Origin of the sequence: Gemmata sp. (assembly GCF_051859125.1) — a bacterium.
GTDB lineage: Bacteria > Planctomycetota > Planctomycetia > Gemmatales > Gemmataceae > Gemmata.
Genome location: NZ_JBHYGG010000026.1, coordinates 1 through 22,647, shown reverse-complemented (window position 1 = coordinate 22,647; position 22,647 = coordinate 1). Strand labels below are relative to the sequence as shown.

The 22,647-nt window shown below is 73.0% G+C and carries 16 protein-coding genes; 14 read left to right on the top strand and 2 right to left on the bottom strand.

Going from position 1 to position 22,647, the window contains the following annotated elements; all coding sequences use genetic code 11:
• Window positions 1–182 precede the first annotated feature (182 nt).
• Window positions 183–3,653 (top strand): hypothetical protein, encoded by a 3,471-nt coding sequence (locus tag ACTIGN_RS04090; RefSeq protein ID WP_439621528.1) that lies wholly within the window; start codon window positions 183–185, stop codon window positions 3,651–3,653.
• A 454-nt stretch (window positions 3,654–4,107) separates the two neighbouring features.
• Window positions 4,108–7,203: a WD40 repeat domain-containing serine/threonine protein kinase gene (locus ACTIGN_RS04085; protein ID WP_439621527.1), complete on the top strand. Its 3,096-nt coding sequence runs from the start codon at window positions 4,108–4,110 to the stop codon at window positions 7,201–7,203.
• Window positions 7,204–7,281: 78 nt separating this feature from the next.
• On the opposite strand, the gene cobA is transcribed toward ACTIGN_RS04085, so the two are convergent.
• Window positions 7,282–8,067 (bottom strand): uroporphyrinogen-III C-methyltransferase, encoded by a 786-nt coding sequence (gene cobA, locus ACTIGN_RS04080; protein WP_439621526.1) that lies wholly within the window; start codon window positions 8,065–8,067, stop codon window positions 7,282–7,284.
• Between the two features lie 294 nt (window positions 8,068–8,361).
• Between cobA and ACTIGN_RS04075 the strand changes: the two genes are divergently transcribed.
• The 4 genes from ACTIGN_RS04075 (at window position 8,362) to ACTIGN_RS04060 (ending at window position 11,256) form a co-directional block, all read left to right on the top strand.
• Window positions 8,362–9,432 (top strand): sensor histidine kinase, encoded by a 1,071-nt coding sequence (locus tag ACTIGN_RS04075; RefSeq protein WP_439621525.1) that lies wholly within the window; start codon window positions 8,362–8,364, stop codon window positions 9,430–9,432.
• Window positions 9,429–10,031, top strand: coding sequence for a response regulator transcription factor (locus ACTIGN_RS04070; RefSeq protein WP_439621524.1), 603 nt, complete (start codon window positions 9,429–9,431; stop codon window positions 10,029–10,031). The genes ACTIGN_RS04075 and ACTIGN_RS04070 overlap by 4 nt, the downstream gene beginning before the upstream one ends.
• Before the next feature lie 183 nt (window positions 10,032–10,214).
• Complete coding sequence (locus ACTIGN_RS04065; RefSeq protein ID WP_439621523.1) at window positions 10,215–10,610, top strand: virulence factor; 396 nt, start codon at window positions 10,215–10,217, stop codon at window positions 10,608–10,610.
• Between the two features lie 55 nt (window positions 10,611–10,665).
• Window positions 10,666–11,256 (top strand): hypothetical protein, encoded by a 591-nt coding sequence (locus ACTIGN_RS04060; protein WP_439621522.1) that lies wholly within the window; start codon window positions 10,666–10,668, stop codon window positions 11,254–11,256.
• A 314-nt stretch (window positions 11,257–11,570) separates the two neighbouring features.
• On the opposite strand, the gene ACTIGN_RS04055 is transcribed toward ACTIGN_RS04060, so the two are convergent.
• Complete coding sequence (locus ACTIGN_RS04055; protein WP_439621521.1) at window positions 11,571–12,713, bottom strand: XdhC family protein; 1,143 nt, start codon at window positions 12,711–12,713, stop codon at window positions 11,571–11,573.
• A gap of 165 nt (window positions 12,714–12,878) precedes the next feature.
• Between ACTIGN_RS04055 and ACTIGN_RS04050 the strand changes: the two genes are divergently transcribed.
• The 8 genes from ACTIGN_RS04050 to ACTIGN_RS04015 all read left to right on the top strand — a co-directional run bounded on the left by ACTIGN_RS04050 (window position 12,879) and on the right by ACTIGN_RS04015 (window position 22,585).
• Window positions 12,879–13,106: a hypothetical protein gene (locus ACTIGN_RS04050; protein WP_439621520.1), complete on the top strand. Its 228-nt coding sequence runs from the start codon at window positions 12,879–12,881 to the stop codon at window positions 13,104–13,106.
• Window positions 13,107–13,292: 186 nt separating this feature from the next.
• Complete coding sequence (locus tag ACTIGN_RS04045) at window positions 13,293–13,514, top strand: hypothetical protein (RefSeq protein ID WP_439621519.1); 222 nt, start codon at window positions 13,293–13,295, stop codon at window positions 13,512–13,514.
• Window positions 13,515–13,602: 88 nt separating this feature from the next.
• Window positions 13,603–17,064, top strand: a complete 3,462-nt coding sequence (locus ACTIGN_RS04040; protein WP_439621518.1) for a response regulator — start codon at window positions 13,603–13,605, stop codon at window positions 17,062–17,064.
• 15 nt (window positions 17,065–17,079) lie between these two features.
• Window positions 17,080–17,916: a CheR family methyltransferase gene (locus ACTIGN_RS04035; protein WP_439621517.1), complete on the top strand. Its 837-nt coding sequence runs from the start codon at window positions 17,080–17,082 to the stop codon at window positions 17,914–17,916.
• On the top strand, window positions 17,913–18,524 hold the full coding sequence (locus ACTIGN_RS04030) for a chemotaxis protein CheB (protein ID WP_439621516.1): 612 nt from the start codon (window positions 17,913–17,915) through the stop codon (window positions 18,522–18,524). The genes ACTIGN_RS04035 and ACTIGN_RS04030 overlap by 4 nt, the downstream gene beginning before the upstream one ends.
• On the top strand, window positions 18,517–20,121 hold the full coding sequence (locus tag ACTIGN_RS04025; RefSeq protein WP_439621515.1) for a response regulator: 1,605 nt from the start codon (window positions 18,517–18,519) through the stop codon (window positions 20,119–20,121). The genes ACTIGN_RS04030 and ACTIGN_RS04025 overlap by 8 nt, the downstream gene beginning before the upstream one ends.
• 74 nt (window positions 20,122–20,195) lie before the next feature.
• Window positions 20,196–21,389: a hypothetical protein gene (locus tag ACTIGN_RS04020; protein ID WP_439621514.1), complete on the top strand. Its 1,194-nt coding sequence runs from the start codon at window positions 20,196–20,198 to the stop codon at window positions 21,387–21,389.
• Window positions 21,386–22,585, top strand: a complete 1,200-nt coding sequence (locus ACTIGN_RS04015; RefSeq protein ID WP_439621513.1) for an outer membrane protein assembly factor BamB family protein — start codon at window positions 21,386–21,388, stop codon at window positions 22,583–22,585. Before ACTIGN_RS04020 ends, ACTIGN_RS04015 begins: the two co-directional genes overlap by 4 nt.
• Window positions 22,586–22,647: the final 62 nt, after the last annotated feature.

Here is a 22,647-nt window from a genome sequence, read left to right as displayed (position 1 = left end):
GTCCTCGCGAAGGTGAGCCTCCGGTCGCTGACGCTCCCGGCTCGCCAAGATCTCCTGATCGCCGATCGCCCCATCCACCTCTCGCCCTGCCCCCCCTCCAGTCGCGGTTGCGGCCGCCGGACGCTTGTGGTTAGAGTGTGCAACCCCTGCACATCCTCACCCACTCGATGGACCGAGCGGCCATGGCTGACCCTGAAAAGACCGAGGGCTCCCGCGGGCAGTCGCTGCCCTGGATCGTCCTCTCCGGGATCGTGGGCGTCTTCGCCGTTTCGCCCGCGTCGCACGGCCCGACTCCCGCGAAGGACGCGCCCAAGGTCGCGGCCAAGGCCGACGCGCCCGAGCGCGCCGTGCGGACCGTCAACACCGACCCGCTCCTGAAGCCCATCGAGGACTTCCACTCGACCCGCTCCCGCGAGGACAAGGAGAACCACTGGAGCCCCGAGGACCTCTCGAAGGAGATCCACGGGTACCGGACCGAGTTCGTCATCGCCACCGTGCCGGACCCGATCGACTCGCCGTTCGGGTACGCCTTCGACCAGGTCGTGGACGCGATCCAGCGGGGCGTGCAGGAGAAGCACGGGTACGTTCTCGACCGGGCGTGGCTCCCGTGGGAGGCGGACCGCAAGCCGCGGACCCCGGAGCCGGGCAAGGACCCGCCCCCGCCGATCCGCGACACCACCCCGGGGGTGCTGCTGTTCCGCCACGGCAAGGACGCGACCCGCGGGGTGCCGGGGGCCGGCCTGTGCGTCGTGTTCCTGGTCGGCGAGACCCCCGTGGGCGGCATCCACAAGCTCGCGTTCAGCCGGTGCCTGAAGCTGATCGCGCAGTCCGGCACCCTCGCCGACGGCCCGGTCCGGGTGATCGGGCCGTACTTCACCGGGTCGCAGACGTCGCTCCAGTTCGCGCTGGACGACTGGCTCCGCGGGTCCGACGCGGGGTCGTGGTGGTGCCCGCACAAGAACGCCCGGTTCAGCGTGATCGTCCCGAACGCCTCGGGGATGAGGACCAAGGACTTCTTCCGCGAGTCGTGGAGCGCCCAGCGGCTCGAGATCAGCTCCACGGTGATCCCGGCGCGGGTCCAGCTCAACGCGGTGCTGCACTTCCTCGCGGGCCGGGACGCGGCCCGGTCGGGCGACACGATCGCGGCCAAGGCGACCGAACGCATCCCCGGCCGGGTCGCCATCCTGACCGAGTCGAACACCGGGTTCGGGAAGTCGATCGCGGCCGTCGGGAGCCAGGACGACATCACCGTGCTGCGGTTCCCGATGCACGTGTCGCGGCTGAAGTCGGAGTACGCGCAGTTGTTCCGCAAGCAGGACCAGCAGGCCGGGCTCCCGGCGACGGCGACCATCGCGGCGAGCGGGTTCGAGGACGCCGGCGGGGTGGCCGAGGGGGTGCCGGCGCAGGGCGGGGCGGCGACCGTCGCGGCCAACAACGCGGTGCTCGAGAGCATCCTCTCGACCATCTCCCGGGAGCGGTTCCGGTACGTCGGGGTGCTGGCCACCGACACCCGCGACAAGCTGTTCCTGATCCGCCTGATCCGCGAGTTCTGCCCGGACGTGCAGGTGTTCGTCACCCAGGCCGACCTGCTCCTGGCGCACCCGGACTACCTGTACCACATGAAGAGCGTGATCGTCGGGTCGACGTACCCGCTGTACCCGCCGGGGCAGAAGTGGTCGAACCCGGACGCGTCCGAGCGGATGCTCGTGTCCAGCGCCGCGGCCCAGGGGTACTACAACGCGACCCTGGCGACGTTCGGGCTGCACGACAAGATGCTCGAGTACGGCCCGCCCGGGTTCGCGGCCGGCCCGGGCGTGCCCAACGACCGCCCGCCGGTGTGGGTGAGCATGATCGCCCCGAGCGGCGCGTTCGTCCCGCTCCAGGTGTTCACCGGGTACGAGGACCCGAACGGGTACGTGCTGCGGAAGCCCGGCGGGGGCACGGCCCCGGGGCCCAACGGCCTGGAGTACCCCGGGGCGCTGTACCTCGTGGGCCTGGGGCTCGCGGTGCTCTGGGCGTTCATCGCGTACAAGTGCTGGCGGGCCGAGGGGGTGTGGGGCGTGGGCTCGGGGGTCGCCGGCCCGGCCTCGGCCGTGGGCGTGTTCCGCACGGTGCTGCTCGGCTCGCAGATGCTGTTCTCGGTCGCGCTGCTGGCCCTCGTGTCGGCCCGGGTCGAGCACACCGGGTACCGCTCGGGCGAGGACCTCGCGGCGCTCGGGACCGTGGCGGTCGTGTGGGTCGGGTTCCTGGCGACGGCGCTGCGGGGCGTGTCGCTGAAGCGGCCCGCGGCCGGCCCGGGCGCGCGGAGCTGGCGGTGGGACGCGCTGAACCTCGCCATCATCGTGTGCCTGCTGGGCGTCTCGGCCGCGTTCCTCGACCGGTTCTGGACCGTGAGCGACCGGGCGCACCGGGCGCTGTTCTTCGCCCGGGCCGTGGACCTCGCGTCCGGCGTGTCGCCGCTGATCCCGCTGTTCCTGATGTGCGCCGCGGCCTCGGCCGGCGCGTACTTCCAGCTCGAGCGCCGCGACCTGGCCCGCCGGTCCCGGGTGCCGTCCCCGTTCCCGTCCGACGCCGAGCGGGTGTTCGACCCGCTCACGGACCAGGACCGGCGGCTCAAGGTCGAGCTCACCCCGGGCCGGTTCTGGCGGCGGCACCGGCTCGAACTCACGGCCCTGTTCGCGGGGCTGGCGGTGATCGGCTCGACCCTCTGGCGGCACTCGCTCCCGACCGTCGAGGGGGCCGGGTGGGACGTGCTGTTCGGCGTCGGGTTCATGGGGCTGTACGTGTTCGTCGCCCTCACCGTGTTCCAGATGATCGCCCTGTGGGGGCAGACGAAGGCGCTGCTCGCGACGATGGCGCGGATGCCGCTGATGCGGGTGTTCGCGCGGCTCCCGGCCCGGGTGGCGGGGGTCATCACAAAGCACCTGTACAGCCGGTCGGCGCAGCCGCTGATGCTGGAGATCACGGTCCACCAGTTGCGGGCCGCGGCCGACGCGGTGGCCGCCGACCCGGCCGCCCCCGAGGGGCTCCGGGCGCTGGTGCCCGCGGCCGCCGACGCCGAGCGGCACCTGGGGGCGTTCGCGAACCCGGCCCGCGGCCGGCCGGGGAACCCGGCGGTCGAGGTCGCGCTCCGCGAGCTGCTCTCGGGCGCGGCCGCGACGGGGCTGGCGGCGCTGTCCCCGCGGTGGGCCGGGCTGTCGACCGACGAGGCGTTCGGCGCGGCCCCCGGGGCCGCGGCCGCCGGCGAGCCCGCGTGGGTGCCCCGGGTGGAGGAGCTGGTCGCCACGCAGGTGGTGAACTACCTCGCGCAGTTCTTCATCCAGTTGCGGAGCCTGATGCTGGCCGTGATGGTGTGCTCGTCGCTGCTGCTGGTCGCCGCGACCTCGTACCCGTTCCACCCCGAGCGGCTGCTGCTCGTGTTCCTGCTCGGGCTGGTGGGGGCGGGCGTCGCGGCGGTCGCGTACATCTTCCTGGACATGAGCCGCGACGAGGCGGTGAGCCGGATCGCGAGGTCGAACGGCCGGTTCTCCCTCGACTCGGGGTTCCTGGGGTCGTTCATGACCTACGTGGTGCCGACGCTGGGCATCCTCGCGGCGCAACTGTCGGGCTCGTTCCGGTGGGCGCTGGAGCCGATCCTCCGCGTGGTGAAGTAAGGCTGTTCGCCGGAGGGCCGGCCACTTCGCCGAGCACCGGGCGCGCGAACGTCCCGGGGGCGCTCGGCAGGCCGGCACCCTCACCCGCGACTCGAAGACTCGTCGCGACCTCTCCCCCCGGACCGGGGGAGAGGTGGGGCGTGCCGGCCCCCTCCTCGCTCACCCACCCGCACAGCGACAACGAAGCGCGGGTGCCCCACCTCGCCCCCCGTCTGGGGGGAGAGGTCGCCGCCGGGCTTTGACGGCGGCGGGTGAGGGGCACCACGCGCAGAGACCACCGGCAACGCGAGCCGCGCCGGAGCCCGCGAAGCTCACAACCACTCCCCCGCCGGTCGTTACCCGGACTGAAAATCTCATCCCCCCGGGCGGAAAACCCACCCCGCCGGCCCCGCACCGTGCGGGGCGCGGCTATGAATGAGGCGGTCCCGCTGCGCGCCCTCGCCCGGAGCACGCGATGCCCGCCCCGACCCCCGCCCCCGACGCGGCCGCCCCCCGGGCCCTCGGCCCGTACGTGCTCCTGGAGCCCATCGGCGAGGGCGGCATGGGGGCGGTGTTCAAGGCCCGGCACGCCCGGCTTGGCCGCCTGGCCGCCGTGAAGGTGATCCGCACCGGGCACCTCGGCACGAAGAACGCGGTGCGGCGGTTCGTCCGCGAGCTGCGGGCCGTCGCCCGGCTCGACCACCCGCTCATCGTCCGCGCGTTCGACGCGGGCGAGGACCGGGGCGAGCACTACCTGGCGATGGAGTACGTCGACGGCGAGGACCTGTCCCGCGCCGTCGCCCGGACCGGGCCGCTCGGGGTCGCCGAGGCGTGCCGGGTCGCGTTCCAGGTCACCCTCGCGCTCCAGCACCTGTACGAGTCCGGCATCACGCACCGCGACCTGAAGCCCACGAACCTGCTCCGGGACCGCGCCACCGGGCAGGTGAAGGTACTCGACCTCGGCCTGGCCCGGGTGGCCCCCGAGATGCGCGGCGGGGACGAGAGCGGCACCATGACGCAGGTCGGGGCGGTCCTCGGCACCCCCGACTACATGGCCCCCGAGCAGGCGCTCGACTCGACGAAGACGGACATCCGGTCCGACCTGTACTCGCTCGGGTGCGTGCTCTTCTTCCTCCTCACCGGCCGGCCCCCGTTCCCGGGCGGCACGGCCGTCTCGAAGATGCTCCGGCACCACGACGAGGTGCCGCCGGGCGTGGCCGAACTGCGGCCCGGGGTGCCGCCGGAGGTCGCGGCGATCGCCGCGAAGTTGCTGGCGAAGAGCCCCGCGGCCCGCTACCAAACGCCGGCCGAGTTGATGCAAGCCATTGTGGCGCTCGGCAGCGTGCCCCCGGCCCCGGCCCCGGCCCCCGCGGACGCGGCCCGCACCGCGACCGAGGCGACGGAAGTTCTCGAGGGCGCCCCCGGCGACTGGAGGGCGGAACTGGGCAGCGCGGTGGGCGGCTCGGCGGCGCTCGCTGCCCCGGCCCGGCTCGCGCCGCCGCTCCCGGCGGCCCGGGGGCCGGTGGCGTTCGCGCTCGCGGGCGCGGCGGCCACCGTGGCGATTGCGGCGCTCGTGACCTTCGGGACCGGGCGGGGCGGCCCGCTCGCCCCGGCCGACGGCCCCAACCCCGGGGCCGCGCAGAAGGCGGCCGGGGCGGCCCGGGCGCGCGCCGAGGCGTTCGCCGCGTACCGCCAGGGGCTGGGCACGCCCGCGGCGGTCGAGGCCGCCGACCGCTTGAAGCAGCTCCCGTCCCCGCTCGACGCGGTCCGGCGGCCGGCGGGCGACGGTCCCGCCGCGGTCCTCGGCCAGCCGGGCGCGTTCCACGCCGGCGCGGTCAATCACCTCGCCCTGTCCCGCGACGGGAAGACCCTCGTCTCGGGCGGGTGGGACCGCACGGTCCGCGTGTGGGACGCGGCGACCCTCAGGCCGCGGCGCGTCCTGCGGGGCCACGCGGACCCGGTCCACTCCGTCGCGGTGTCGCCCGACGGCACCCGGGTCCTCGGCGCGTCGGCGTTCGAGGCGTGGCACGGGGGGGCCGGGTTCGAGCGGGCCGCCCGGGTGTGGGACGCCGGGACCGGCACCGAGGTGGTCGCGGCCGGCCACGACCGCGGCGGGTGGGCGCTGTCCGGGGCCGTCACCGACAAGGGGCTCGTGCTCCTCGGCCGGTACGCCGCGCTCGACCTGTGGAACGTCGACCGGGACGAGCGGGTGTGGTCGCAGACCGACCCCGGCATGGACTGGGCGGGCGCCACGGTCCTGTCGCCGGACGGCAACCGCGTCTTCACGGGCGGCAACTACAAGAACCAGGTGCGGGTCTGGGACCGCGCGACGGGAAACGTGCTCCACCGGTTCGACGGGCACTCCGGGGCGGTCGTCCGGCTCGCCGCGCACCCAGACAACGCCCGCCTCGCGTCGGTCGGCGGCGACGACTCCGTGCGGGTGTGGGACTACACGGCCGGCAAGGCGCTCAGGGCGGTCCCGGTCGCCGGCGCGCGGCCGCGGGGGGTCGCGTGGACCCCGGACGGGGCCGCGCTGGTCGTGGGGGCCGACGACGGCACGGTGCGGTGGTACGACCCCGAGAGCAACGCGGAACTCCGCCGCGGCACCGGCCACGTCGGGTCGGTCACGGCGGTGGCCGCCGGGGGCGGCGCGGTGTTCACCTCCGGCGAGGACGGCACCGTTCGCAAGTGGGACCCCGGCACCGCGCGGGAACTCACGGCCGCGCGGCCGAGCCACCCGGCCGTGCGGATCGCGTTCACCGACGACGACCGGGCGCTGCGGGTGCTCCCGCGGTTGGGCAAGCCGTTCGCCCTCGCGGTCCCCGGCGGGGACGCGACCGGCCCGACCTGGACCGGCCCGGACGTGCTCCCGCTCTCGCTCGCGGCGAACGGGAGCGCCGTCGTCGGGCGGACGCCGGAGGGGAAGCCGGTCGCGGGCGACCTCGCGACCGGCGCGGCCGCCGTTCCGGGGAAGTGGCCCGACGGGAGCCCCACCGTCGTCGCACTCGGGCCGGACGGGAAGCGGGGGCTCGCCGCCGGCAAGGGCGTGAGCTGGACCGACGTGGAATCGGGCACCGTGATTCACCGACTCGAAGGGCCGGAGGGCGAGCCGTGCGCCGGGGCCGTGGCCGACGACGCGCGGCTCGCGGCCGTTGCGACCCGCGACGGGACCGTAGCGGTGTGGAACCTCGCCGACGGGAAGCTGGCGCGGGCGGCCGCGGTCGGGAAGGGCGAGGTGCGGGCGCTCCTGTTCGGCCCGGACGGCCGCAGGGTGTACGGGGTCGGCCCCGGCGGGACCGCGTGGGCGCTCGAAACGCACGGCACGGCGGAGCCCGAGGTGTGGCACCCGCACGACGCGCCGGCTCGGTGCGCCGCGGTCGCGGCCGACGGGGGCCGGGTGGCGACGGCGACGAACGACGGCGAGATCGCGGTCCGCGTGGCCGGCGTCGCCCGGCTCCGGTTGCTGAAGGCTCCGCTCCCCGTAACGGCGCTCGCGTTCTCGGTGGACGGCCGGCTGCTGGCCGCGGCGCTGGCCGACGGGACGGTCGCCCTGTTCCGCGTCGGCCCGTGATACCGAATCGCGTGGATCAGTTGCCCCACCAGATAGAAACGAATGCATGAGATTTGGTACGACCCGGCCCAGCGGGGCTCACGCCCCGCCCTCGGACGCGGCCGGCGCCGCGAACCCGAGCAGCTTCTCGCGGAACCGGACCACCGCGCCGACCACGAACACCGCCGGGCCGGTGACCGCGGCGGCGGCCACCGCGTCGCCGATGCCGGCGACCGTGGACACGCACACCCTCTGCCGCGGGAGCGTGCCGGCCTCGACCACGGCGGCGGGGGTGTCCGGGGCGAGCCCGCTCGCGGCGAGCCGGGCCGCGATCTTGGCGACGTGCCGCACGGCCATGTAGAACACCACCCCGGGCAGCCGCGCGAGCGCGTCCCAGTCGAGGGTGCAGTCGGGCGAGTCCGGGTCGTGGTGCCCGGTGACGAGCGCGACGGCCTGGCCCGCGTCGCGGTGCGTGAGCGGGATGCCGGCCGCCGCGAGCGCGCCGACCGCGGACGTGACCCCCGGGACGATCGCGAACGGCACCCCGGCCGCGGCGAGCACCTCGGCCTCCTCGCCGCCCCGGCCGAAGACGCACGGGTCGCCGCACTTGAGCCGGCACACCGACCGGCCCAGCCGCGCGTACCGGACCAGCGCCTCGTTGATGTGCTCCTGCCGGGTCGAGCCGACGCAGTACCCGCGCTTGCCCACGGAGACGACCTCGGCCCGCGGGTCGGCCTCGAGGAGCAACTCGGGGTCGACCAGTGCGTCGTGCAGCACGACGTCGGCCGAGGCGAGGACCCGCAGCCCGCGGACGGTGATGAGGTCGGTCGCGCCGGGGCCGGCCCCGACGAGGTAAACCGTTCCTGGTGATGCCGCTCGACCCACGGGGCCGGTCCTCCGGGCGGTGTGCGGGTCCGCTGAGGTTCGGACGCCGCGGGCGGGGCCGCGCTATTCTATGCTGCCGGTCCGGGGCACGGCGATTGCATTTGATGTGCCACACCTGTGATTCGCGACTCCCACACGGGACCGGTGCGTGGTAAACCACGTTGAAACCCTGCGGAAATCGCGTCTAACATTCTTCCGATGGGTCGGTGCGCCCACTTCGTGGGGCCGCCCAGGGGGCGGGCACCGGTCCGCTCCGGGTGCCCAGGGCCAGCGCACACGACGAGCGGGTGAGGTATGATCCGTCACCTGCTGTTCACGTACCCGGCGACCATTTCCCTCGGGCTGGTGGCGCTGGTGTTCGTCGTCGACTTGTGCCTGCCGCTGGGGGTGGCCAGCGCCGTGCCGTACACGTTCGCGGTGCTGCTGGCCCTGTCGGCCCGCCCGTGGTGGTTCGGGCCGGCGGTCGCCGCCGTGTGCGGCGTCCTCACGTTCCTGAAAATGGGCCTCGTCCCCGAGCGGGGGACGACCGAGATGTGGAAGGTGATCGTGAACCGGTGCCTGGCGCTGTTCTCGATCACGATGACGCTGTTCCTGGGGCTGTTGCGGCGGAAGGCGGCCGCGGAACGGGCCCGGGCCGAGGAGCAGGTGCGCGAGCACCAGGCCGACCTCGCCCACGTCGGCCGGCTCACGCTGCTCGGGCAACTCTCGGCCGGGCTCGCGCACGAGTTAAACCAGCCGCTCGCGGCGGTATGCCTCCAGGCGGACATCGCGGCGCGGCAGGCCGAGCCGGGCGCGCCGGTGCAACCGGAACTGAAGGGCATTCTGGCCGAGATCGCCGAGCAGGCGGCGCGGGCCGCCGACATCGTCCGGAGCATCCGCCGGATGGCCCGCCGCGCCGAGCCGGTGACGGACCCGATCGACGTGAACGAGGTCGCGCGGTCCGTCGCCGGGCTGCTCGACTGGCACGCGGGCCGGTCGAACGTGGCCCTCCGGCTCGACCTCGGCGGGGTGCCCGGGCCGACCTACGGGGACCGCACCCAGGTCGAGCAGGTGCTGTTCAACCTGGTGCAGAACGCGATCGAGTCGATCGCCGAGCGGGGGACCGGTCCGCGGACCGTGACCGTGTCGACCTCGACCGGGCCGGACGGCGCGACCGTCACGGTCCGCGACACGGGGACGGGGCTGGCCGACCCGGACCGGGTGTTCGAGCGGTTCTACACGACCAAGCCGAACGGCATGGGGCTGGGGTTGGCGATCAGCAGGTCGATCATCGAGGCGCACGGCGGGCACATGCGGGCCACCGGCACCGCGGACGGGGCGGAGTTCTCGTTCACGCTCCCGGTGGCCCGTAAGGAGAGTTCATGACGGCCGACCCGACGATTTTCGTGGTGGACGACGACGAGGGCGTGCGGCGGGCGCTGACCAGCGCCGGCGGGCTCCTCGGGCACCCGGTCCGGGGGTTCCCCTCGGCGCACGAGTTCCTCACCGCGTACCAGCCGTCCCAGCCGGGGTGCCTGGTGCTGGACATCAAGATGCCCGGGATGACCGGGCTCGAGCTCCAGCGGAAGCTGGCCGACGACGGGGTGAACATCCCGATCGTGATGATCAGCGGGCACGCCGACGTGCGGATCGCCGTCGAGGCGATGACGCTCGGGGCGGTCACGCTCCTGGAGAAGCCGTTCCGCCTGGAGGAGCTGCTCGCGCACGTCCGCAGGGCCGTGGACAAGGACCGGGCCGACCGCGAAGTGCAGAACAAGTCGGCGAGCGTGGCGGCCCGCCTCGGCGCGCTGACCCCGAAGGAGCGCGAGGTGCTCGACATGATCGCGGCCGGGAAGACGAACCGGGCCATGGCCGACGAGCTGTCGCTGAGCGTCCGCGCCGTCGAGGACCGCCGCGCCCGCCTCATGAAGAAGGTCGGCGCCCACTCCGTCGCCGAACTCGTGCGCCTCCTCGGGCCGCTGTGAGCGAGCACCCCTGGGATTGTGGCGAGCCGGGAGCGTCAGCGACCGGAGGTGTGATCGAGATGAACTCCGGTCGCTGACGCTCCCGGCTCGCCAAAACTCCCAGTGACACCCTTCTCGGCTTGAACCCTGACCCGTGATCACCGACGATGTCCGGGTCGCCGGCCCGTTCAATGAGGTTCCGACATGGCAGTTGCCCCGGTCCGGGACGCACGCTCGACCCCGCTGCGGCACGGGCTCCCCGGTTCGTTCAAGCGGGAGGGTACGGTGTATGCCATCGCCTTCGACATGGACGTCGAACAACTCCGGGTCCACTACGGCGACCCGTACAACAACGCCTACCTCGAAATCCGCCGCGTGCTCGAACGCCACCAGTTCCAGTGGCAGCAGGGCAGCATGTACTTCGGCGGCCCGTCCGTGACGGCCGCGTCGGTCATGGTGGCGGTAATCGACCTGACGACTCAACTCCCCTGGTTCGCCGCCGCGGTCCGCGACATCCGCATGCTCCGCATCGAGGAACTCAACGACCTCATGCCCGTGGTCCAGCGCGTCGCCGGCATGACCGGCGGTGAAGAGGGGTAAGAGGTTGCGCGCGGTAACGTCACCTGGGCTTGACCACCGAAAGGTGCCACTTGCGATGCCGGGCAGCATTTCCTGGGTGATGAGCTACCACGCGCGGCCGCAAGGCGGCCGGGACCGCGTGGGCGGCGTGCCCGACCACCTGCCACACGTCTGGCCGCGGTGCCAGCTCTGCCAGGAACCGATGGGGTTTGTGGGACAACTCTACTCCCGCGACCGGTTACCGCTCGGCGACTCCCTCGGCCTCCAGATCTACGTTTGCAACGACTGCCGGGAGGCGTTCAACGGTGGGGCCAACGACCGCTCGCCGATTCACATGGAGTTGTTGACGCCTGACGCAGTCGAGAACACCACGCGAAAGGGCGTGCGGTGTCGGCGACAGCCGGCACTGCACATCGCCTACACCCCGACCCCGGACTCGGTGGACCAGTGGTCGTTCAACCGGGGTCGGTTGGTCGAGGACCAACTCTCGGACACGCACCTTCGGCTCGATAAAGTCGGCGGGCTATTCCCCTACGACGGGTCCGACGGTCCCAAGATTACACGCGCGAACCGGATGATTGCGCAGTTCCTTTGGGCGGGCGTGGGCGGCCCGATCTACCTCTTTGACTCGGCGAAGCGGGGCGTGTACCTCTACCACTATCGTTGACGGTCGCCGGTCCAGCGCACCAGTTCTGCGGCAGCCGACGGTGGCAGGCCCCCACTCTCTTTACCGGGCATGTCTCGTCGCCTGAATCACCGCACTTCATCGCAGATGATTCCGATTTCGGCGGCCGCGTGCGAAACGCATTTAGGACGAGCGGCCGGGCGTAACCATTACACTCCGCGAATGTTACGTTCGTGGTAGTTGTTCTGATTAAAATTTGTCCGCAAGAGTTATGATGATTTGGCGAAATTGAAGTTCATCGGCGACGGGTGGCGTGGGCGCGCCGAATCAATGAGGACCGCCGCCGAGCGACCGCCTTACACCAGCACTTCTGCGCCGACCGGTTCCCGGCGCGGGGCCGGGCTGGGGCGGTGGCACAGGTCGCCGCCGGGGCGGTTCGCGAACCGGGCGGCGATCTGCGCGACCACGGCGACCGCGATCTCCTCCGCGTTCCGCGCCCCGATGTCCAGCCCCACCGGCGCGTGGATCCGGGCGAACCGGTCCGGGGACAGCACGTCGGAGTGCCGGTCCAGTTCCGCCAGCACCTTCTCGGCCCGGACCCACGGCCCGAGCACCCCGATGTATGCCGCGTCGCCGGCGAGCAGGCCGTCGATCGCGAGCAGGTCTTCCGAGAAGTTGTGGTTCATCACCACGGCGGCCGTGTTCTCGTCCAGGACCAGCGACTCGCACGCCTTCCGCGTCGGGGCCACGACCACCTCGTCGGCCGCCGCGAACGCCGGCTGCCGCGCGTAGCTCGCCCGCGCGTCCACCACGGTGACGTGCCACCCGACGGACTTCGCGAGCGTCACGAGCGGCACCGCGTCCGGCCCCGCTCCGAAGACCACCAGCCGTCGGGGCGGCTGGATCACCTCCAGGAACACGTCCACCTCGCCGGCCGGGAGCAGGTAGGTGTTCACGCACGACTCGCGGCGGGCGAGCGCGTCGGCCGCGTTGAAGGCCACGAGGTCGGTCAGCGCCGCGTCGAACGACCCGCCGACCCGGCCGTGCGCGTCGAGCGTGACCCGATCGCCGGTGCGGACGCCGGTGCCGGGGGCGGTGCGGACGACGGTCGCCAGCACGCCCGGCTCGTTCTCCCGGAGGCAGTGCCGGGCGAAGGCGAGCGGGTCCGGGCCGCCGGGCCCGACCCGTTCGAGGAGCACGTGTACGACGCCGTTGTACCCGAGCCCGAACAGCCACGCGGTCTCGTCGTCGGTCGCGGTGTCGTAGCGGGCGACGCACGGGCCGGCCTCGGTCCGCTGCCACGCGGTGCGGAGCAACTCGCCGCCGAGCGACGGCCCGCCGATCCCGGCGGCCCACTCGCCCGCCCGGTCGATCAGGAGCCGCGTCCCGGCGTGCCGCTGCGCCCAGCCCTCGACCCTCACCACCGTCGCCAGGACGGCCGGTTCCCCGAGCGGGGCGAGGGCCGCGGCGGCGCTAACCACAGATCCAAGTTCGTGCATGACCGACCTCACGGGCGCAACCCATTCCGACCGCGGGCGTTCGACGCCCCGGCGGAGCATTTGCAACTGCGGTGCCGGAGCGACACCGGGTTGGCACTCCGGTTGCAAACCACCGACGGCGTCCTTCAGGACGACTCCGAAACCTTGAACCGAGAGGATCTCCTCGTGAAGCGCTACCTGCCCGCCCTCGCCCTCTTAATCGCCACCCTCGCGACCGGGTGCCAGCCCGCCACGGTGACGACGCCGGCCGCCCCGCCCGCCGCCCCGCCCGCCGCGGACCGCAACAACGACGTCCACATCCGCACGCCGCGGGTGGACGTGGACGTCGAGCGCAAGGACCGGGGCACGTCGAAGCGGAGTGTCGAGGTGAACGTGAACCCGACCGGGAAGTGACGCCCGGACCCCGTCGATTCGTTCCGCCCCTGGTGCCGCGACCCGCCCGCTCACGCGGGCGGGCGCCCTCGTTCCGCCGCACAACATCCCTGTCGCGGCCCCGCCGGTTTGCGCTCCCGCGACCGACGGCACTTCATGTGCATCCGGTCCCCTTGCACCACGCGCACGACGCCTGTGAGGCTTGAGATGAAACTGGTGACGATTCGCCGCTGTCCGGCCTGCTCGACCATCGATCGGCTGGCGATTTCACTCGCCGATACCTTGAGGCGTGACAGGAACGCCACGGTGAGAGTCGTGGACGGCTCCCCGGGGGAGCTCAGCGTCGAGATGGACGGGCACCCTGTTGCGGAGCCGGCGGGCGAACCGCTGCTCACCGGTGCCGGGTGCGGAGTTGGCGCGACCGAGTGACTCCGTAAAATTGGTCGATCCCGGGCGGGGCGGACCGGTCCCCACGCCGCCCGGTCCGCCCCGCCCCCGCCCACCGGGACCACCGCTGATGAGCGACCGGACTGCCCCCACCAACCGCCGCGCCGGGTCCGACCTCCCACTGCTCCTCGGCCTCGTCGCCGTGGTCGGCTTCTTCGTGGTCAGCGGCATCATTTCGTACTGGAACACCCGTGCCCTCATGCGGGGGGTGAAGCAGGTCACCCACACGCACGAGGTGTTGACCACGCTCGACGACGTCCTGTCGCTCCTCAAGGACGCGGAGACCGGGCAGCGCGGGTTCGTCATCACCGGCGACGAGAGTTACCTCGCCCCCTACACCGCGGCCCTCGCGCGGGTCGACGAGCGGATCGACCGGGTCGAGTACCTGACCGGCGACAATCCGACCCAGCAGGCCCGGATCACCACGCTCCGGAAGGACGCCGGCGTCAAGCGGTCCGAGCTGGCCGCGGTCATCGTGGTGCGGCGGGAGAAGGGGCTCGAGGGCGCGCGGACCATGGTGGGGTCGAACCGCGGCAAGGAGGCGATGGACGCCATCCGCTCGCAGGTCGCCGTCATGGAGCAGGCGGAGCGCGACTTGCGGGTCGAGCGGCTCCAGGTGATGGACGACGCCTACCGGGTGGCCGCCGGGAGCGGGGTCCTCGCGGCGGTCCTGGGCGCGGTCCTGTCCGGGGCCGTCGCGTACCTGGTCCAGCGGACCATCGCGACCCGCCGCCGCGAGGAGGCGCTCCAGCAGGGGCAGGTCGGGCTCAGCGCCGTGCTGACCGGCGAGCAGCGGGTCGAGGCGCTCGGCGAGGGCATGCTCAAGTTCCTGGCGACGTTCCTCGACGCGCACGCCGGGGCGTTCTACACCCGCGACGGCACCCGGTTCCGCCGCGCCGCCACCTACGGCGCGCCCGCGGCCGGCGGCGCGCCGGACGGGTTCGAGCCCGGCGACGGGCTCCTCGGCCAGGCCGCGAAGGACGGCCGCACGTTCCTCGTCCGCGACGTCCCCGAGGGGTACCTCGCCGTGTCGTCGGCCCTCGGGCGGGGCGCGCCGCGGCACCTGATCGTGGCCCCCTTCCAGTCCGACGGCGTGGTGAACTCGGTCCTCGAACTCGGGTTCGTGCACCCGCTCGACGACTCCGCGCTGGAGCTCCTCGACCGCGTGTCGGAGTCGGCCGCGATGGCCGTGCGGTCCGCGAACTACCGCGGGCACCTCCAGCGGCTCCTGGAGGAGACCCAGCGGCAGGCCGAGGAACTCCAGGCGCAGAGCGAGGAGCTCCGCGTCTCCAACGAGGAACTCGAGGAGCAGGGCCGGGCGCTCAAGGAGTCGCAGGCCCGGCTCGAACAGCAGCAGGCGGAACTGGAGCAGATCAACGCCCAGTTGGAGGAGCAGGCACAGGTCCTGGAGGTCCAGCGGGACGAGGCGACCCGGGCCCGGGCTGCCATCCAGGTCCAGACCCGCGAGCTGGAGCGGGCCAGCCAGTACAAGTCCGACTTCCTCGCGAACATGAGCCACGAGCTGCGGACCCCGCTGAACTCGTCGCTGATCCTCGCGAAGCTGCTGGCCGACAACCCGGCCGGGAACCTCACCGCCGAGCAGGTGAAGTACGCGCAGACGATCCAGGCCGCAGGCAACGATCTGCTGTCGCTCATCAACGACATCCTCGACCTGTCCAAGATCGAGGCCGGGCACATGGAGGTGCGGCCCGAGCGGGTGAGCGTGGCGCAACTGCTCGAGGACCTGGGCCGCACGTTCAACCCGGTCGCCGGCCAGAAGGGCGTCGCGTTCCGCGCCGGGGCCGCGCCCGGGTGCCCGGACGCGCTCGACACCGACCGCCTGCGGCTCGAGCAGGTGCTTAAGAACCTCCTGTCGAACGCGCTCAAGTTCACCGCGGCCGGCGAGGTGTCCCTCGACGTGAGCGGCGCGCCCGACGGGCGGGTCGCGTTCGCCGTGCGGGACACCGGCATCGGCATCCCCGAGGCCCAACAGGGGGTGATCTTCGAGGCGTTCCGCCAGGCCGACGGGACCACGAACCGGAAGTACGGCGGCACCGGGCTCGGGCTGTCCATCGCCCGCGAACTGACCCGGCTGCTCGGCGGCGAGATCCACCTCGCGAGCGAGCCGGGCCGGGGCAGCACATTTACGGTGACGCTCCCCACAATGTACGACCCGGCCAACGTCCGCCCCCGCGGGCGGCCCGCGCCGGAGCCCGCACCCGCGCCCCAGGCCGCCGCGGCCCCCGCGCCGGTCCCGGCCGCCCCCGAGCGGCAGCCGCCCCCGGCCCCGGTCGTGCGCCGCGGCCGCCAGGTCGCGGACGACCGCGAGCGCCTCACCGGCGACAAGCGGGTCATCCTGGTCGTGGAGGACGACGAGTCGTTCGCCCGGATCATCTCCGACGTCGCGCACGAGCTCGGGTTCCAGTGCCTCATCGCCACGACCGCCGAGGAGGGGCTCGCGGTCGCGGCCCAGCACCGGCCCAGCGCCGTCGTGCTCGACGTCGGCCTCCCCGACCACTCGGGGCTCTCGGTCCTCGACCGGCTCAAGCACGACTCCCGCACCCGGCACGTCCCGGTCCACGTCGTCTCGGCCGGGGACCACTCGCAGACGGCGCTCTCCCTGGGGGCGGTCGGGTACATGCTCAAGCCGGTGAAGCGGGAGCAGCTCGTCGCCGCGCTGGAGCGGCTGGAGACCCGGCTGGCCCAGCGGATGCGGCGGGTGCTCGTGGTCGAGGACGACGCGGTCCAACTGGACAGCGTGCGGAAGCTCCTCGGCTCGCACGACGTGGAGACGGTCGGGGTGCGGAGCGCCGCCGAGTGCCTGGCCCGGCTCAGGGCCGAGACGTTCGACTGCATGGTGCTCGACCTGTCGCTCCCCGACGCCTCGGGCCACACCCTGCTGGAGACCCTGGGCCGCGAGGACGCGTACTCGTTCCCCCCGGCCATCGTGTACACCGGCCGGGACCTCTCGGCCGACGAGGAGCAGCGGCTCCGGCGGTACTCGAAGTCGATCATCATCAAGGGCGCGAAGTCCCCCGAGCGGCTGCTCGACGAGGTCACCCTGTTCCTGCACCAGATGGTGTCGGAGCTCCCGGCCGAGCAGCAGCGGATGCTGGAGAAGGCCCGGAGCCGCGACGCCGCGCTCGAGGGCCGCCGGATCCTGGTGGTCGAGGACGACGTGCGGAACGTGTTCGCCCTCACGAGCATCCTGGAGCCCCGCGGGGCCGCGGTGCAGATCGCCCGCAACGGCCGCGAGGCGCTCGCCGCGCTGGAGGCGTCGCTGGCCGCCCCGTCGCTGGCGATCGACCTGGTCCTGATGGACATCATGATGCCCGAGATGGACGGGCTCACGGCGACCCGCGAACTCCGCAAGCGGGACGCCTGGAAGAGGCTCCCGGTGATCGCGCTGACCGCCAAGGCGATGAAGGACGACCAGGAGCAGTGCCTGGCCGCGGGCGCGAACGACTACATGGCCAAGCCCCTGGACGTGGAGAAACTGCTCTCGCTGGTCCGCGTGTGGATGCCCCGGTGACCCCAGGAGGCGGCCGTGACCCCGAAGCCCGAGAGCACCGACGACATCGAACTGCGGCTCCTGCTGGAAGCCATTGCCGGCCGGTACCACTACGATTTCCGTGGGTACTCGATGGCGTCGCTCACCCGGAGGCTGGCGCAGGCCCGGGACCACTTCGGGTGCCGGAGCTACTCGCGGCTGCAGGACCTCGTGCTCCACGACCCGGCCGCGTTCCCGAAGCTGTTCTCGTTCCTCACGGTCCAGGTGAGCGAGCTGTTCCGCGACCCGGCGTACTTCCGGGCGCTGCGGGAGACGGTCGTGCCGCACCTGCGGACGTACCCGTCGCTGAAGGTGTGGGTGGCCGGGTGCAGCGCCGGCGAGGAGCTGTACTCCCTGGCCATCCTGTTCCGCGAGGAGGGGCTCGAGGACCGCACCCTGTTCTACGGCACCGACATCAACCCCGAGGCGCTCAAGCGGGCCGAGGCCGGGGTGTACGAGCTGGACCGGATCCCGCTGTTCACCGAGAACCACCAGCGGGCGGGGGGGAAGTCGTCGCTGTCGGACTACTACACCGCGGCCTACGGCGCGGCCGTGTTCGACAAGACGCTCCGCAAGCGGGCCGTGTTCTCGGACCACAGCCTCGTGTCCGACGCGGTGTTCGCCGAGGTCCACCTGGTGTCGTGCCGGAACGTGCTGATCTACTTCGACCGCGAGCTGCAGGACCGGGCCGTCGGCCTGTTCAAGGACTCACTGGTGCGGAAGGGGTTCCTGGGGCTCGGCGCGAAGGAGAGCCTGCGGTTCTCGGCGCACGCCGGGGCGTTCGCCGAGTTCGCCCCGCACGAGCGGATCTACCAGTTGCGAGGTGCCCGGTGACCGCCGCGAACCACCCGCCCGAACCAGAGGCCCGGCCCCGCGCCGGGGCGGTCGTCGTCGGCGCGTCGGCCGGCGCGGTCGAGGCGCTGTCGGCGGTCCTCCCCGGGCTCCCGGCCGGCTACCCGCTCCCGGTGCTGGTCGTCGTCCACGTTCCGCCCGACAAGCCGAGCGCCATGGCCGACCTGTTCCGGATGAAGTGCGCGGTCGCCGTCCGCGAGGCCGACGACAAGGAGCCGGTGGCCCCGGGCACGGTGTACTTCGCTCCGCCCGACTACCACCTGCTCGTGGGCCGGAACGGGGAGCTGTCGCTGTCGAGCGAGGAGCCGGTGCTGTTCTCGCGGCCCTCGATCGACGTGCTGTTCGAGTCCGCGGCCGACGCGTTCGGCCCCGCGGTGGTGGGCGTCGTGCTGACCGGGGCCAACAGCGACGGGGCCGCCGGGCTCCGGGCGGTCCGCGCCGCCGGCGGCACCGCGGTGGTGCAGGACCCGGCCACGGCGCAGGCGGCCGCGATGCCCCGGGCGGCCCTGGCCGCCTGCCCGGACGCGCGGGTGCTGACCCTGGACCAGATCGCCGCCTTCCTTCGCGACCTGGGGGACCGTCATGACTAAGCCCGCACCGCCCCCCGTGAACTTCCTGCTCGTCGACGACCTCGAGGAGAACCTGCTGTCGCTCGACGGGCTGCTCCGCCGCGACGGGCTCGTGCTGCTCCTCGCGCGGTCCGGGGCCGAGGCGCTCGAACTGCTCCTCCGCAACGAGGTCGCGCTCGCGCTCATCGACGTGCGGATGCCGGGGATGGACGGGTTCGAGCTGGCCGAACTCATGCGGGGCACCGAGCGGACCCGGCGGGTGCCGATCATCTTCCTCACCGCGGCGCTGCCCGACCAGCAGCGGCGGTTCCGCGGGTACGAGGCCGGGGCCGTCGACTTCCTCACCAAGCCGATCGAGCCGCACGTCCTGCGGAGCAAGGCCGAGGTGTTCTTCGAGCTGTGGCGGGAGCGGCAGGAGGTCGCCCGGCAGCGCGACGAGCTGCGGGCCGCGACCGCCGAGAACGCCCGGCTGCTGCTCGAGACCCAGCGGACCGCGGCGGCGCTCAAGGAGGCCGACCGGAAGAAGGACGAGTTCCTGGCGACCCTCGCGCACGAGCTGCGGAACCCGCTCGCCCCGCTCCGCAACGGGGTCGAGTTGCTCAAGCTCGCGCCGACCGGCCCGTCGGCCGCGCAGGCCCGCAACATGATGGACCGGCAGCTGCGGCACATGGTGCGGCTCGTGGACGACCTGCTCGACATCTCGCGGGTGACCAGCGGGAAGATCCAGCTCCGCCTCGAACCGGTCTCGCTCCGGGCCGTGGTGGAGGCGGCCGTCGAGACCAGCCGGCCCACGGTCGAGGCCGGGAAGCACGCCCTCACCGTGCGCCTGCCCGACGAGCCGGTGCAACTGTGCGCCGACGCGACCCGGGTGTCGCAGGTGATCGGCAACCTGCTGACGAACGCGGCGAAGTACACGCCCGAGGGCGGCCGCATCGAACTGGTGGCCGAGCGGGGCCGCGGCGAGGCGGTCGTGCGGGTCACCGACAACGGGCTGGGGATCTCGCCCGAGATGCTCCCGCGGGTGTTCGACCTGTTCACCCAGGTGGGCAAGCACCTGGACCGCGCCCAGGGCGGCCTCGGCATCGGGCTGGCGCTGGTGAAGAGCCTGGTCGAACTGCACGGCGGCACCGTGACCGCGGAGAGCGGCGGCGCGGGGAAGGGGAGCACGTTCACCGTCCGCCTGCCCCTCGAGGGCGAGGCGGCCGGGCCGGCGGCCGCGTCGCACCACGACATTCACATGACCGCGCACCCGCGGCGCATCCTGGTCGTCGACGACAACATCGACGCGGCCGAGAGCCTGTCGCTGCTCCTCTCGCTCTCGGGCCACGAGATCAAGATCGCGCACACCGGCCCCGATGCGCTCGCGGCCGCGGCCGACTTCCCGCCCGAGGTGGTGTTCCTCGACCTGAGCCTCCCGGGGATGGACGGGTTCGAGGTCGCCCACGCGCTGCGGGCCGACCGCCGGTTCCCGCGGGTCGTGCTCGTGGCGCTGACCGGGTGGGGGTCCGAGGAGGACCGGCAGCGGTCGCGGGACGCCGGGTTCGACTTCCACCTCACCAAGCCGATCGGCGCGGCGACCCTCGGCGAACTACTGGCGAGGCTCCCCGCCGCCGAGTAGAGTGAGCGCTCGCCCCGGCCGCTCTCCCACCGCCCGGCCCCGCCCCCCGTTCGACCCGACAGGAGGACCCGCACATGCTCGCACGCACCGGCGTCGCGCTGGCGCTGGCGGCCGCGCTCGCGGCCGCACCGACGCCCGCGGCCGACGACGCCACCGCAACGGCCCTCCGGGCCATCACCCGGGTGGCCCGCGAGGGGAAGGGGAACGAGGACGCCGGCCCGGCGTGGAAGGCGCTCGTGGCCCAAGGCGGCCCGGCGCTGCTCCCGACCCTGGGGGCGTTCGAGGACGGCAACCCGGCCGCGGCGAACTGGCTCCGCACCGCGGTCGACGCGATCGCCGACGCCGAGCGCGCCGCCGGCCGCCCGCTCCCGGCCGACAAGCTGGAGGCGTTCGTCACCAACCCGAAGTTCGCCGCCGCGGCCCGCCGGCAGGCGTACGAACTGCTCGTCGCGCAGGCCCCCGACGCGAAGGCGCGGCTGCTCCCGGCGTTCCTGAACGACACGTCGCCCGAACTGCGCCGCGACGCCATCGCGCACGAGTTGGAGCGGCTCGAAGCCGGGGGTAAGACGCCGCCGCGGGCCGACCTGGAGAAGCTGTTCGCCGCGACGCGGGACAAGGATCAGGTGGACTTGCTCGCCAAGAGGGTGACGGAGGCCGGCGGCACCGTGAGCACGGCGGCGCACTTCGGGTTCGTCACCGCACTTCACCTCGTCGGCCCGTTCGACGGCCCCGAGAGCAAGGGGTTCGGCGTCGCGTACCCGCCCGAAACCGCGGCGGCCGCCACCGGCACGTTCGCGGGGAAGGACGCCGCCAAGCTGGCGTGGGTGCCGGCGGCCACCGCCGACCGCAACGGCCAGTTCGACCTGAACAAGCTCCTCGGCAAGCACAAGAACGCGGTCGCGTACGCGCTCGCGACGATCGTCGCCGAGAAGGAGACGCCGTGCGAGGTGCGCGTCACCAGCCCGACCTCGGTGAAGATCTTCCTGAACCAGAAGGAACTGTTCGGCCGCGACGAGTACCACCACGGTTCGGCGTTCGACGCCAACGTCGGCCGCGGCACGCTCCGCAAGGGCGAGAACGTCGTCGTGGTGAAGGTGTGCCAGAACAACCAGTCCGAGACCTGGGCGCAGAAGTGGGAGTTCCAGGTGCGGGTGTGCGACGCGACCGGCGGGCCGCTCCCCGGCGTGGCGCAGGTCGCGGCCGGCGGCAAGCCGGTACCGCTCGGCACGCTCACCGAACCGCCCGCGAACCCGGAGGAGAAGAAGTGAATCGCTTCCTCGTGACGGTGCTCCTCGCGCTCGCCCCTTCGGCGGCGCGCGCCGGCGACTGGCCGCAGTTCCGCGGGCCGAACGCCGCGGGCGTGTCGGACGAGAAGGCGCTGCCCGTCGAGTGGTCCAAGACCAAGGGCGTCGCGTGGCGGGCCGAACTCCCCGGCCGCGGCGCGTCGTCGCCGGTCGTCGTCGGCACCCGCGTGTACGTCACCTGTAGCTCGGGCACCCGCGACGACCGGCTACACGTCCTGTGCTTCGACGCCGACACCGGCAAGCCGCTCTGGCACCGGCAGCTCCAGGGCACCGGCAGCACGGCGGCGCACCCGAAGACGTGCATGGCCGCGAACACCCCGGTCGCCGACGAGACCGGCGTGTACGCGCTGTTCGCGACCGGCGACCTCGCGGCGTTCGACGCCGACGGCACCCTCCGCTGGTACCGGTCCCTCGTCGGCGACTACCCGACGATCACCAACGCCGTCGGCATGGCGTCGTCGCCGGTCCTCGCGGCCGGGCGGCTCATCGTACCGATGGACAACGCCGGCGAGTCGTTCGTCGCGGCGCTCGACACGAAGTACGGCCGCAACGTGTGGAAGACCGAGCGGCCCCGCGAGATCAGTTGGACGACCCCGCTCGTCCGCACCGTCGAGAGCGGCACCGAACTCCTGTTCAGCGGCCCGAAGGGGCTGACCGCCTACGACGCGGCGACCGGCGCGGCGCACTGGACGTTCAAGGCCGGCGGCGCGTCGGTCCCCGTGGGCGTGCTCGACGGCGACGCGCTGTACCTGCCGGTCGGCGGCGTGAGCCGGTTCAAGATCGACGCCAAGGGGCTCGCCGAGAAGCCCGAATGGGCCGCCCGCGACGCCCGCACCGGGTACGCCTCGCCCCTCGTCTACGCCGGGAAGGTGTACACCGCCGACGGCCAGGGGTTCGTCACCTGCGTGGACGCGAAGACCGGCAAGACGAAGTACAAGGAGCGGGTGAAGGGCGCGTTCTCGGCGTCGCCCGTGGCCGCCGACGGCAAGGTGTACTTCCTGAACGAGACCGGGGCGTGCACGGTCATCGACGCGAGGGCCGACGGGTTCGAGGTGCTGGCGACCAACGACCTCGGCGAGGGCTCGCTCGGCACGCCGGCCCTGGCCCGCGGCCGCGTGTTCATTCGTACCGACAAGGCTCTGTACGCGGTCGGGAAGTGAGCGCGGCGGATCCGGGCGAACCCTGAGCGCCAGCGAGGGGGTGAGGCGCACCCCCTCGCTGG